This window comes from Thiomicrorhabdus sp. (assembly GCF_963662555.1).
In the GTDB taxonomy this organism is placed as follows: domain Bacteria; phylum Pseudomonadota; class Gammaproteobacteria; order Thiomicrospirales; family Thiomicrospiraceae; genus Thiomicrorhabdus.
Genome location: NZ_OY759719.1, coordinates 1,768,762 through 1,781,779, shown reverse-complemented (window position 1 = coordinate 1,781,779; position 13,018 = coordinate 1,768,762). Strand labels below are relative to the sequence as shown.

At 35.5% G+C, this 13,018-nt stretch carries 10 protein-coding genes; 7 read left to right on the top strand and 3 right to left on the bottom strand.

Annotated features, from left to right (window positions below):
- The first annotated feature begins 263 nt into the window (after positions 1–263).
- A complete protein-coding gene (locus tag ACORJQ_RS07890) occupies positions 264–662 on the top strand; it encodes a hypothetical protein (RefSeq protein ID WP_321323458.1) in 399 nt (132 codons plus the stop codon).
- A gap of 188 nt (positions 663–850) precedes the next feature.
- On the opposite strand, the gene ACORJQ_RS07885 is transcribed toward ACORJQ_RS07890, so the two are convergent.
- The gene (locus tag ACORJQ_RS07885) at positions 851–1,633 is read right to left on the bottom strand and encodes a LuxR C-terminal-related transcriptional regulator (protein WP_321323457.1); all 783 of its coding nucleotides are present in this window, start codon (positions 1,631–1,633) and stop codon (positions 851–853) included.
- Positions 1,634–1,840: 207 nt separating this feature from the next.
- On the opposite strand from ACORJQ_RS07885, the gene ACORJQ_RS07880 reads away from it, so the two are divergent.
- The 3 genes from ACORJQ_RS07880 (at position 1,841) to minC (ending at position 5,147) form a co-directional block, all read left to right on the top strand.
- Positions 1,841–3,487 (top strand): choice-of-anchor F family protein, encoded by a 1,647-nt coding sequence (locus ACORJQ_RS07880; RefSeq protein WP_321323455.1) that lies wholly within the window; start codon positions 1,841–1,843, stop codon positions 3,485–3,487.
- Between the two features lie 132 nt (positions 3,488–3,619).
- Positions 3,620–4,288 (top strand): hypothetical protein, encoded by a 669-nt coding sequence (locus ACORJQ_RS07875; protein WP_321323453.1) that lies wholly within the window; start codon positions 3,620–3,622, stop codon positions 4,286–4,288.
- Between the two features lie 139 nt (positions 4,289–4,427).
- Positions 4,428–5,147 (top strand): septum site-determining protein MinC, encoded by a 720-nt coding sequence (gene minC / locus ACORJQ_RS07870; RefSeq protein ID WP_321323451.1) that lies wholly within the window; start codon positions 4,428–4,430, stop codon positions 5,145–5,147.
- 84 nt (positions 5,148–5,231) lie between these two features.
- Here the strand turns inward: minC and ACORJQ_RS07865 are convergent, their stop codons facing one another.
- Together ACORJQ_RS07865 and mfd are read right to left on the bottom strand one after the other, a co-directional pair.
- A complete protein-coding gene (locus ACORJQ_RS07865) occupies positions 5,232–5,888 on the bottom strand; it encodes a CsiV family protein (RefSeq protein WP_321323449.1) in 657 nt (218 codons plus the stop codon).
- A 56-nt stretch (positions 5,889–5,944) separates the two neighbouring features.
- Positions 5,945–9,391: a transcription-repair coupling factor gene (gene mfd, locus ACORJQ_RS07860; RefSeq protein ID WP_321323446.1), complete on the bottom strand. Its 3,447-nt coding sequence runs from the start codon at positions 9,389–9,391 to the stop codon at positions 5,945–5,947.
- A 127-nt stretch (positions 9,392–9,518) separates the two neighbouring features.
- On the opposite strand from mfd, the gene ACORJQ_RS07855 reads away from it, so the two are divergent.
- The 3 genes from ACORJQ_RS07855 (at position 9,519) to ACORJQ_RS07845 (ending at position 13,017) form a co-directional block, all read left to right on the top strand.
- Positions 9,519–10,700 (top strand): MMPL family transporter, encoded by a 1,182-nt coding sequence (locus tag ACORJQ_RS07855; RefSeq protein WP_321323444.1) that lies wholly within the window; start codon positions 9,519–9,521, stop codon positions 10,698–10,700.
- Positions 10,701–10,924: 224 nt separating this feature from the next.
- On the top strand, positions 10,925–12,241 hold the full coding sequence (locus tag ACORJQ_RS07850) for an NAD(P)/FAD-dependent oxidoreductase (protein WP_321323442.1): 1,317 nt from the start codon (positions 10,925–10,927) through the stop codon (positions 12,239–12,241).
- Between the two features lie 77 nt (positions 12,242–12,318).
- On the top strand, positions 12,319–13,017 hold the full coding sequence (locus ACORJQ_RS07845) for a trimeric intracellular cation channel family protein (RefSeq protein ID WP_321323441.1): 699 nt from the start codon (positions 12,319–12,321) through the stop codon (positions 13,015–13,017).
- Position 13,018: the final 1 nt, after the last annotated feature.

The following is a 13,018-nucleotide window of genomic DNA, read 5'->3' as shown; positions in this document are numbered from 1 at the left end:
CGTTTTCTCTTATTCCGATCTCTTTTTCATAGTCGTTTTGACTATTTTTTCCTATTTTTTCCTATTTTTTATTATAAAACCCAAATTTACCAGGCCTGGTAAGTTTAATGTAACTTAATGATATTAAATATTTATTTTTTTATATTGGCTTGTAGTGTTTAATTATTTTAGGAATTTGTTTAATAAATGGTGATTTTTATATTTTTAAGGTGTAATATAATAAATGTAAATAAATTACATATTCACTTCAAAGGAGAATAGCCATGAAAATGTATAATTTAGTTAAAAAAGTAGCACTAGGTTCAGTATTAAGCTCAGTAATGGTATTAGGAGTTTCATTAAATGCTTCTGCAGAAGATTCTGTTCAGTTAAATACTCAGCAACAGACTCAATTAAAAACTCAACAACAAGTTGGGCCTGCTGTTCCTCAAGGTAACGGATTAAATAAAAAACAGATTCAAAATAAAAATATGTACCAGCATCAAAAAACTTTAGAAGGTGAACTTCAGAAAGCTGAAAAAAGTAAACAAGGTAATGGTGCAGGTAATAAAGCACTAAATCGCTCAGATAACAGAACAAACAACCGACCAGATAATAGAAGCTTTAATGGTAATGGTGGTTCTGGTGCAATGAAAGGTGCTGGCGGTGGTGGTAAGCGTTAAAATTAAAAAAACTACCAAAGAGATTTAATTGAACTTAATAAAGTCTAAAATTTAAATCTTTTAAGTTTAAAAATAAAAAAACCAGTGTCATTTGTCACTGGTTTTTTTGGTTTAAATTGAGTTAGATTACATGAATAAACAATAAAAAATGCATAACAATAAGTTAAATATAATTTAATTAAATCAACCTATTTATAATCAAATCCAGAATTGACTTTATTTGCAAGCTCCAATTTTGATTTTACTTCGTATTTTGCATATATATGTTTAATATGAGTTTTAACTGTATTGACACTAACATGCATTTCTTCAGCAATTTGTGCATAGCTTTTAGCGGCAAGTAGTTTTTTAAGAATGTGTTTTTCTTTGGTTGTAAGTAAAGGCACTTCATTTAAAATTTGAATAAACTTACTCTGAAAAATGTTGTTTTTTACATCATAAAATGGGCGAATAACGGTCTCTACCATAGCTTTAATATTTAATAAATTATCTGGGTTGTGAGAGTTTTTGCCCAGATAACTAAAAAAGAGAAAACCAATTAACTGATTTTCGAGAGAGAAGGTAGGTATCGTTATAATTTCATTGAAATCATTGTTTTCTTGAAAGTATTTAATTTTATTTTTTGATAGACAATCACCCAAAAACTCATACAAGTTTTTGTCTTGCATAATAAGCTGATTATTATTAACGCCTTCTTTAGCGGCTTTAATATAAGAGTCAAAAATTAAAGTATGTTTTTGCAGATGGTATCGTTTTAACATATCATTAAAAACATTTCCTTTTTCAACCATAAATTCAAGTTTTCCGCTCTCTTTTTGAAGGAGCAGTAAACCAAAAAAGTCGGCATTGGATTCTTTAAATATAAATTCTGCTCGGTTACGGAATATAGCCTCAATGCTATGGCCTTCTAAAAGGCAAGATTGAATTTTTATAGTTTGCTTTAGGACTTCGATGTTTTCAACTTTTTCCATAAAATTGCCTTAAATTCATTTCTTTTTAAAATAACCACAGAAAATACCACAAAAAAAAGTGATGTAAATCAATTAAATGTTAATTAACAGTAATTCATAACAAAATCACCTTTAGAGGTGATTAAGTATTTTCCTTTATGTTATATGATTAAAAACATCTATAAGATAGTGAATATGTTGTAAATAGAGAAATTGAGGAGAGATTTTATGGATTTACAAAAAACATTTAAATTAAGGATGGTGGGAGCAGCTTGTATATTGGCTGTAACATCTGCACAGGCGGCTAATATTGTTGGTATTACGGGAGATACTGCTACAGTCAAGACACAAGGTAGTGCTGTAACAACTTATTACCCAAGTGGTACAGCACCAAGTTTACCGGCAGTACAGTTTGGTTATGGTGGTTTGAATTTAGATAATGTTGATGTACAGATTGTTAATGCAGAGACAGGTGTTGAACTTGCTAAAACGTTCAATCAGACCCCTGTTACGGGTGGTGACTACTCAGAAATGGTATTAGGGGACTCTTTTGCAAGTTTCATCAATGATGGTGTAAATACAGCTTTAGGTGATGCTACAGGGAAACTAGTCGGTAAGGATTGGCCTGTTGGTGAACCTTCAGGCATAAAGGTAGTGACTAATAATGATCCCCTTACTGCTTATGATAATAATGGAAAACCAACCAGTTGTATTATGAGTACCTCATTCCATCCTTTTTCGGATGAACCTACACTGCTACCAGCTGGAGCTTCTTTAGATGATGGTTTATTGAATTCAAATTATATTAATCCGACGATGTGTAATAGCAGCTTTCAGACACATAAACGTTTTAAAGTGAGTGCCTTACCAGCTTCACTTGTAGATGATGGTTCAGGTAATCCAAAAGCAATCGATGTGGTATTTAATATTGATACTACAGATAATACAACGCCTCGTCGTTATTTGATTTTGCAGAAATTGAATAACTATACAGGTAAACATCTTGAGGGTTATAAACTAGAAGTTGGTTTTGGTGTCGGTACAAATTTTGTAGCTGACACAACGGGTGCTGTTCAATTATCTGACGGGATTGGAGAAAAGGCTGAACCGAACGGTACTTTAACCGTTCCAACTGCTGATATTATAGATCCAGCTGATATGGCGGTCTTTTCAGCAGGTCTGTTTGGAGCTGCAGAACCTCCAAAACATCCGAACGACGGTTTTTTTGATGCGACTGCACGTGCTGGTTTCTTTGCTCAAGAAGCAGTAGCTACACCAAAAAATACCATCTCTTCAACGGGGTCTATGACAACCACTTATAAAGATCTTTTCGGTAGCCATTGGTTACCAAGCATTTATGAACCTAAAGGGATTTTTTGGGATGACGATAATGATACGGCAACTGATGATCGACTAGTTGCTTTTTGGAGTGACTATAATCAAACTCCGGGAAATTATATGTGGTTAAAAGGTGCTGCAGACAATTTTGCTCCGGTAACAGAGGAAGAATTGCAGACCTGGGCAAACAGTGCTGAACCATATTACGTTGGTGGTATTGAAGACGTGCTTAACCTAGGTTTGACTTACATGGTTGATGTGGGTGACATGAGTGCGACTGGTGCAGCTGGTACAAAAGACAGTTTCACACTTAGAATGATTCCTGTCGAAGAGACAGACCCAGCTATAGCAGGTTCAGTTCCAGGGTGGATTGCAGATCCAGCACCAACGGATTTGAGTGCTTATGAAACGACTACTACAACTACATCTAGTGGCGGTGGTTCAGCAAGTTCAATGAGTGCGTATGGTACAGCTTTATTGGCCTTAATCTTACTTGCACTTGGCGGTTGGGTTGTTAGAAATAAAATTTCTAAATAATTTAAAGCCATAAAATTAAACCCTTGTAAGCCTAAAGTTTACAAGGGTTTTTTATTATGATTTTTTTATAACTTTTTAATGATTTTTGATTAAATTTCTTTTTTAAAGAAAGAAAAAATAGAGGTATTACCGTTGATTGGGTTTTTTATACGCTTTCTATTCTGGCTAGTATTGCTATTTGTTCTGTTTTTTATTGAATCTTTTTCACCATTGTATGTTGTTCAAGCATGGCAAACAGAATTAACTATCTACCTAACCTATTTATGGATTCATTATTTTGATATACCCGTTAACATGATTGGTAATACGGTATATCTAGACAATGGTTTTAAAATATGGATTTTAGATGCGTGTAATGGTCTTATTGCGTATTTATTGCTCGCTGTAGCCATTCTTGCATATCCAACTACTTGGGTTTACCGCTTGATATGGTTGGTCGAGGGGTATTTTTATTTACTTTTGGCTAACTCTTTACGTATCGATTTTGTGATTTATATCACGATGTTTGATGCTGGTTATTTTTATTGTGCCCATGATTGTGTTGGAATGTTAGCAATGGGAGTAATTATTTTAGCCTTTTTTATTCTTTTTACTATGCGTGTGCAGACATTTAAATATATTCCTCACTTATTTAAGCGGAGGAATCAAAAATCTGACCGTAGGCATGTTTCTAATGTGCATGAATGGCGAGAACCAGAAATGGAGCATAGATACTCTAGTGATAGAAGAAATAATCAAGATCACAGAACCTTAAACAAGGGTAGTGATGTAAAACAGGATATAAGGCCGGATAAAAAATAAGGCTTTAAGTACATGAAAAAATAAATAAATTTTGAAAAAAAAAGCTAAGATTAGCCAAAATTAATATGTAAATACATTCTTGATTGACAGCCATTTTTTACTCTTGTAGACTCAAACTCAATTTAATTGAGAATCAATCATGTCAAAAACTATTTCGGTACACAAAACGGATTTTACTTTACCCGTCATTCTTGTTTTAGATTGCGATATTAATCAAATTAGTCATGATTTAAAGCAATATGTTTCTGAAGAGCAAGATGCATATTCCATTCCTTGTGTTTTATCTATTAAAGAGTGTTCTGAACCTACTTTTTTAGCTCGCCTGCTTGATGTTTTGCGACAGCTAAATTTTATTGCTGTTGGCATAAAGACAGAAGATCCGATCCTCTCTGAACAAGCCGATTTTTCTGGCCTAGCGGTATTTAATGATAAGTTAAATCAGTTCGATTTATTTAATGATTCTAAGCAGTCGGCAAGTTTAACTAAAAGTTCTAGTCATATTGAATTAGACTCTGCAAATGCATCACCTTATATACATCATGGTAATGTTTTTCATGGCGAACAAATTTATGCTGAAGGTCGTGATTTAATTGTTTTAGGTAATGTTGAATCTGGAGCTGAAGTGGTTGCTGATGGCAGTATTTATATTGGTGGTAGCTTAAATGGCAGAGCTTATGCAGGTAATGCAGGTAGTATGAATATGGATCAAATCGCCGTAAGAGCTTACGTGTTTGAACCTGATTTGGTGAGTATTGTTGGTTTTTACCAATTAAAAGAAGATATTTCAGATAAATACTTAGGTTTGCCCGTTGAGGTGCGTTTTAAAAATCAAAAACTGGACTATAGTTTGAATGCTTAATAAATAAAGATTTATTTTTGACCTAAAAAAACCGCAATAGCGGTTTTTTTGTATTAGATGGAAAGTAAGACTGAAAAGTAAAACTTAATTATCTATTTTGTGAATTTTAACTAAAACGCCAAAAAGAGGGTGGTCTATATAGTGTAGTTCGCCAGACTTGATTTTACGTGATTCTTTTAAATGAAAATGCCAGCGAGTTGGTGGATTTTCGGTACTTAAGAGTTTTTCATTTTGCAAAAAACTGTCTAATATTTTGCTAGGAATACGTCTATCAAATTCTAAATCTATATCAACGTGTGCATAACGCGTTTTGTATAGTCTTACCGTACCCACCATATTGGTTCCAGATTTATCACTTTCAATTAATACCGTGGGAGCATTTTTATTGGCATAAGTAACTTGCGACCAGGCTTGGTGAAATAATACGCTGTAACCTCTTTTGTTAAGTTTGGCTACAGCACCACCTAAAGTGCGGTTGCTTTTATTAATCCATAATGGCTTAGTGCCACGTGTATCAACAGAGGTGCTTCCTTCAATATTAGGGTGCTCAATGTCTTCTGGCCAATATTCTTCTGTCCAACCTTTTAATGCAAGGCTTTCAAATACTACGACTTCAATGGAATAGGTATCTTCTTTTGCTTGGGCGGGTGAGCTAGTTGCTACCAGGCCTGCAAAAGTCAGAAGAAAAATAAGCTGAGTTTTGATAAGAAATGACTGATGTAGTTTGTGCAGTTTTTTCATTTGTTACTCTTAAATTTTGGGTATTAAGATTTGTGACTCTAATTTGTTTTATGGTATTAATTATCTAAACTTATACTTTTAACAATAAGCTCAATAGCTGATACTCTTTGTTCAATATTAGGCATTGTATCTAAAAAGGAGAACTCAGTTTGCCCTTTTAGTTGAAATTGCTTAGGTTGTGATTGAATTAACTTAATCAGTTTTACAGGATCAATATTGGGTTCGTTATTAAGTTGAATACGAATCATAGACTCACTCGCATCTAATTTTGTGATGCCAATGGGTTCAATCAATAATTTAATTTTAGTTACTTCAAATAACTGTTTTACAGAGTCCGGTAAGAGGCCAAAACGATCAATCATCTCAACTTCTAATTCTCGTAAGTCTGATTTAGTTTCTGCACTAGCAATACGTTTATAAAATACTAGCCGAGTATGTACGTCAGGTAAATAATCTTCTGGTATTAATGCTGTTACACCTAAATCAACCTCGCTTCCACTATGTAAAGAAGTATTGAGCTCTGGCTGTTTGCCAGATTTAAGGGATTTGACCGCTCGTTCTAATAGTTCGCTATAAAGACCAAAACCTATCTCCTGAATTTGTCCTGATTGACCGTCTCCTAAGAGTTCACCTGCACCACGAATTTCTAAATCGTGACTAGCCAGCATAAAACCAGCTCCAAGCGTATCGTGTTTAGCAATCGCAGTTAAACGTTTTTCAGCATCTTTAGTAAGCATGGCTTTACCCGCGGTAAACATATAGGCATAGGCTTTATGATGAGAACGGCCAACTCTTCCTCTTAATTGGTGCAATTGGGCTAAGCCAAATTTATCTGCTCTATGTATTAAGATGGTATTTGCAGTAGGGATATCGATACCAGTTTCGATAATGGTAGTACAAACTAAAATGTTATAACGGCGGTGGTAGAAGTTTTCCATTACCGATTCGAGCTCACGTTCATGCATTTGACCATGTGCAAAGGTGACTTTAGCCTCTGGAATTAAAGATTCTATATGCTCTACCATCTGTTCTATGCGATCAACTTGGTTGTATAGAATATATACTTGACCACCACGTCTTATCTCACGTAATGAGGCCTCTCTTACTACATCATCATTCCACTCTTGTACAAACGTTTGTACGGCTAGTCGTTTGGCTGGAGCGGTAGCAATAATAGATAAATCACGTAAATCGTTCATTGCCATATTTAAAGTACGAGGAATAGGCGTTGCTGTCATGGTTAAAACATCAACTTCAGTACGCATCTTTTTAAGTTGTTCTTTTTGGCGAACACCAAAACGATGCTCTTCATCAATAATAATTAAACCTAGGTGCTGGTAATCTACGTTTTTTTGAATCAGTTTGTGGGTACCGATAATAATATCGACTTTACCTTCTTTAAGGTCTTCTAGAGTTTGCTTTTGCTGTTTTGCCGTTTGAAAACGTGACAATACTTCAATGCGAACTGGCCAATCTGAAAAACGCGTTCTAAAGTTTTCAAGATGTTGATGAGCTAGAAGAGTGGTTGGCACTAACATGGCAACTTGTTTACCGTCATAAGCAGCAACAAAGGCAGCACGCATAGCTACCTCGGTTTTTCCAAAACCTACATCACCACATACTAAACGATCCATCGGGAGTGGAGAGTGCATATCTTCCATAACGGCTTCAATGGCTTGTTGTTGGTCTGGCGTTTCTTCAAATGGAAAGCTAGAGGCAAAACGTTGATAGGCATCTTCTGGCGTTTGAAAGGCGTAACCAGGCCTGGCAGCTCTTTGTGCGTAAACATCTAATAGTTCTGCGGCCACATCCCGTACTTTTTCAGCGGCTTTACGTTTCGCTTTATCCCATTTATCGCTACCTAGCTTATGGAGAGGGGCCGTTTCTGGCGTTGCACCGGTATAACGACTAATTAAATGTAGAGAAGAAACAGGCACATAAAGTTTGGCATCACCCGCATATTCAATCATTAAAAATTCTTTTTTATCGCCTTGTATTTCTAAAGTCTCAAGCCCTAAGTAACGGCCTACACCATGGTCTATATGTACAATAGGGTTGCCTAAATCGAGTTCAATCAGGTTACTTACGGAGGTGTCAAAATCATTATGTTTACGTTTACGTCGACGTTTTTGAACAACCGTTTGCCCAAAAATTTGGGTTTCTGAAATAACGCTAAACTCTTCGGTATGAATTGAGGTTTCAAGCGGGCTAACCACAATGCAAAATTGACTTGTTGAATGCAATGCATGAGTCCAATCATCAACAATTTCTGGGCGTTGCTGGTATTTGGCTAGCAGTGTTAATAGGGTTTCTCTACGTCCTGTGGTTTCTGCACTGTAGATGACTTTCTTTTTATAACGGTCTAAGAACGCAATAAGTTTGGCAAGAGGGTACTCACTTTGGGCTTGCACACTTAAGTCAGGCAAGCTTAAGGTATTAAATGTGGTTGTGGTTTTTTTAGAGCAAACAGGCTCAAATGTAATTCTATGATATGGCTTTAATTGAGTTAAAAAGGTATTAGGTTCTAATAGAATTTCAGTAGGTTTTAACAGTGGAAAGTCAGGGTTATGTTGGCCAATTTCATAACGCTCACTGTAATCCATAAGAATTTGGTCAAGTCTTTCATTTAAATTGCCAAAGTCAAAAAACAAACTATTTTTTGGTAAATAATCAAATAAACTGGCTAAAGACTCATGAAAAAGCGGCAGATAATATTCTAGCCCACCAACCATCTGAGCCTGCGAAACACTTTTATAAATTTGCGATTCACGCGAATCATTACCAAAATATTCTTTAAAGTTATTTCTAAATAAATCAATCCCTTGTTTGGTAAAGTTAAATTCTTTGGCAGGAAGTAATTCAATATTTTCAATTTGTTCAATAGAGCGTTGCGTTTCTGGATCAAAGCTACGAATGGTCTCTACTTCATCATCAAACAGATCAATTCTAAATGGGGTTTTACTGCCCATTGGAAACAGGTCAATAATCGCACCACGTACGGCAAATTCGCCATGTTCATAAACTTGTCCTACTCGTTGATAGCTAGCAGATTCAAGTTGTTGACTGAAAGATTCAACATCAAGAGTATCTCCAGTTTTTAATAAAAACGTAAATTGCTGAATGTAGTTATGCGGTACCACTTTTTGCATGACTGTTGCAATAGGCACAATCAAAATGCCTTGCTTCGTATTGGGCAGCCTGTAAAGGGTTTTTAAACGTTCTGATACGATATCTTGATGCGGTGAAAATTGATCATAAGGCAAGGTTTCCCACTCAGGGAAGGTCAAAATTTCAGTGTTATCTTCAATAAAAAAGGCTAAAGTCTCTTGAAGTTGGTTTGCCATTTGAGATGTTTCAGTTAACACAACCACTAAACCAGGTAGGTTTTTGGCATGATTGGCAATCGCTAATGCACTCTCTGAAGGGTTTAGAGGTGCCCAGTAAGAACGGTTTCCTTTACTGGTAATTTGGTTTGTTTGGAGTAAGGATGCGAGTTTTTTCATGCGTTTGAGAGATTCTTTATCAATTTTTAAGTCCAATATTTTAAACTACTGATATTTTAATACAGATGAAATTTACGTTATTGCGAGGTTTATAGTGGGAAATTGGGCTTTTTCTTGGGTACAAATAATGGCTCATAACAAAACAAAGCTTTTGTTTTTATGGGGCGTGTTAAGCCTTTTTATTTTATCTGGTATTGCTTTTTTAGACTTTACGCCAATAAAAAATGACTTATTGTTACTGTTTACAAGTCTTTTTGTTATGGGCTTGGTAGTAGGGTATTTACTTGAATCAGTAAAAGTAGGTTTATTGCAGGTTGGTTTAAGTTTTTACATAGTATTAATGACTTTTGGGGCATTAGGTTGGACAGGTTACCAATTAACGCCTGAATCTATTTTAGGTTTAGTGGTTTTAATGACTTTACTAAGCAGTAATTTGGTGCATATTTTAAGCACCTTGCTTAGAGAAATGGCAAGAGGGTTGTTTCAGTATGATGCTGTTGCAGAAGCGTTAAAATTAAACTCTACTCCTATCTTCCTTTCGAATTTAACCACTGCACTAGGTTTTGTTTTTGCTGCTTGGTTTGATAATAGCTATTTAGCACTAGCTTGGTTGGTTGTGATTGGCGTGACGTTAAGTTACCTAATGACGTTAAGTTGGTTGCCTATGATACTTATTAACTGGTTACTTGAATTTAGGGTAGGTAATCCGGCAGATAGACACGGTTTAACTTTCATTGCTACGTGGCTACAAAAAAATCAAAAGATAAGATCGCTTATTATTGTTTTTGGGGTTGTTGTTGGATTAGGTTTAATTTGGTCTAACTGGCAAATTTTAAAAGAAATCGATCAAATTTTCTGGCTTCTATGGGTCTTTGTTGGTTTGTTTTGGCTATTTTGGAAAAGTCTTAAATTGGCTTTTATAAATGTCTTGGTCAACTTTTTTGCTTTATTGGCAGCCGTCTCTCTGTTTATTTTAATAACAGGTGAAAGTAGTTGGGCTTTATTGCTGTGGATGGTTCCTCTTGGCTTGATTGTCGATGATGGTATTCATTTCTTTTCAAGATACGTAAGAGCACAACAATATATGTTTTTAGATTCCCAGTCAGCAGTCACTTTTGCTATGGCGAGTGTAGGGCGTCCAATTTGGATAACTTCTTGGGTTCTTTTTGCAGGCCTGGTAACTTTATTGTTTAGTCAAAATGACACTGTTTTTCAAGCAAGTTTATTAACAATAGTTTCGCTTGTTCTAGCAACTTTTTTGATTTTGACCGTTTTGCCTGCGTTATTAATGTCTAATAATAAAAAATAAGTAAGGGTTAAGTAAAAAATATTTAACGATAAGTCTATGTTAAACATTGGATTTTTTATCATCTTATTAATTACATTGATTTGCCATTGATAAATTTTATTTTCTTTTATAACTTAATTGGTTCAATATTGCCTCTAAAATCAAGATTTGAGTTGGCAATTGAAGAGCCTTTTAATCAAAAAATGGTTTAAATTTAACTAATAAAACATATGCGAGGCAAGAACATGGCAACAGTTGTTGTAGTTGGTTCCAGTACTGGTGGTTTACCAATGTCTTACGACATTCGTAAGCACTTAGATAAAGGTCACACGGTAAAAGTCGTTAGTGCGATTGAAGAGTTTAACTTTGTACCTTCTAATCCATGGGTAGCTGTGGGGTGGAGAAAGCCTGAAGATATCTCTTTTAAGCTAGAACCATATTTAACACGTAAAGGTATTGAGTTTTATCACCAAACTTGCGTTGGTTTAGATGCTGAAAATAATAATATCACTCTAGACGATGGCACAGTAATGGATTATGACTACTTAATCCTTGCTACTGGTCCTGCTCTTGCATTTGAAGAAGTTGAAGGTTTTGGTCCTAAGAGCCACGGTGGTAACACGGTTTCTGTTTGTACAACGCCTCACGCTGTTGAAGCTTATGAGCAGTGGGAAGAGTTTTGTAAAGATCCTGGCCCAATCATTATTGGTGCAGTTCAAGGTGCTTCATGTTTTGGTCCAGCCTATGAATTTGCCATGATTATGGAAACAGATTTACGTAAGCGTAAAATTCGTAGCCAAGTTCCTATGACGTTTGTAACTGCAGAACCTTACATTGGTCACTTAGGTTTAGGTGGTGTTGGTGATTCTAAAGGTCTGATGGAATCAGAAATGCGTAACCGTCATATCAACTGGATTTGTAACGCTAAAACAACCAAAATTGCTGATGGTATTATGTATGTTGATGAGCATAACAACCAAGGTGAAGTGATTAACAAACACGAATTACCGTTTAAATATTCTATGATGCTTCCAGCATTTAAAGGTTCTAGATTCTTACAAGAGCTAGTGGATGCAGATCCAGAAAAAATGGGTGGACCTTTAGTAAACCCACGTGGTTTCGTTAAGGTTGATAAATATAGCCGTAACCCTACATACCATAATATTTATTCATTAGGTGTAGGTATTGCTATTCCTCCAGTTGACGCTAAGTGTCCTGTGCCTTGTGGTACACCAAAAACTGGTTTAATGATTGAATCAATGGTTACGGCAATTTGCCATAACATTGAAGCAAACCTAGAAGGTAAAGATCCAGTAGAAGAGCCAACTTGGAATACTGTATGTCTTGCTGATATGGGTGATTCTGGTGCAGCGTTTGTTGCTTTACCACAGATTCCACCACGTAACTTAACATGGGCTAAAAAAGGTAAGTGGGTTCACTTAGCTAAAATTGCCTTTGAAAAGTACTTCATTCGTAATATGAAGTCTGGTAACTCTGAACCAATCTATCAGAAGTACATTATGAAAATGCTAGGGATTAATCGTCTAAAATCTGACAAATAATTCTTATTTCTTCATAAGAAAAAACGCCCTCAATTAAGAGGGCGTTTTTTTTTGCCCTCGTTTATAATGGGCGACCTATGACACTCGCACTCACTCTATATTATCTTGACCTTTTAGGTACCGCAGTATTTGCTATTACTGGGCTATTAGCTGCTCGTCGTAAGCAGTTAGACCTTTTTGGAGCTATTGTAATTGCCATGGTTACCGCAATTGGCGGTGGAACTCTGCGTGATTTAATTATTGATGTCCCCGTTTTTTGGACGCAGCATGATATCTATATTTATGTTGTGGTTGTTTCCGCCATGTCACTGTTTTTTTTGGCAAGATTTCGTCGTTTACCTATTAAATTATTATTGTTTTTAGATGCATTAGGTTTAGCTGTTTTTACCGTTATAGGTACTCAAAAAGCGATGGCTTTAGGTTTTTCTGATCCTATAGCTATAATGACAGGTATCATGACCGGGGTAGTTGGTGGTGTTATTCGTGATGTATTGGTTGGCGAAGTGCCACTTGTATTTCGTAAAGAAATTTATGCAACTGCCTCTTTTGCAGGAGCGAGTATATTTTTATTAATGGTCCATTTTTCGATGGATACCGATACAGCGGTCATTATTTCTATTTTAATTACGCTGTCTATGAGAGTTTGGGCAATTATCTACAATATAGAATTGCCTGTTTTTATCTCTTATAAACCTAAAGAAGTCATGTCCTTTATTAAACAAGATGATTTAAAATCACCTACTCATGAAAACTATAAGAATAAAGAGAACGAGTAAA

What these genes read in the sequence shown, in the direction of transcription:
- ACORJQ_RS07890 (WP_321323458.1), top strand. Translation starts at nt 264, where the DNA reads ATGAAAATGTATAATTTAGTTAAAAAAGTAGCACTAGGTTCAGTATTA.
- ACORJQ_RS07885 (WP_321323457.1), bottom strand. Translation starts at nt 1,633, where the DNA reads ATGGAAAAAGTTGAAAACATCGAAGTCCTAAAGCAAACTATAAAAATT.
- ACORJQ_RS07880 (WP_321323455.1), top strand. Translation starts at nt 1,841, where the DNA reads ATGGATTTACAAAAAACATTTAAATTAAGGATGGTGGGAGCAGCTTGT.
- minC (WP_321323451.1), top strand. Translation starts at nt 4,428, where the DNA reads ATGTCAAAAACTATTTCGGTACACAAAACGGATTTTACTTTACCCGTC.
- ACORJQ_RS07865 (WP_321323449.1), bottom strand. Translation starts at nt 5,888, where the DNA reads ATGAAAAAACTGCACAAACTACATCAGTCATTTCTTATCAAAACTCAG.
- mfd (WP_321323446.1), bottom strand. Translation starts at nt 9,391, where the DNA reads ATGAAAAAACTCGCATCCTTACTCCAAACAAACCAAATTACCAGTAAA.
- ACORJQ_RS07855 (WP_321323444.1), top strand. Translation starts at nt 9,519, where the DNA reads ATGGCTCATAACAAAACAAAGCTTTTGTTTTTATGGGGCGTGTTAAGC.
- ACORJQ_RS07850 (WP_321323442.1), top strand. Translation starts at nt 10,925, where the DNA reads ATGGCAACAGTTGTTGTAGTTGGTTCCAGTACTGGTGGTTTACCAATG.
- ACORJQ_RS07845 (WP_321323441.1), top strand. Translation starts at nt 12,319, where the DNA reads ATGACACTCGCACTCACTCTATATTATCTTGACCTTTTAGGTACCGCA.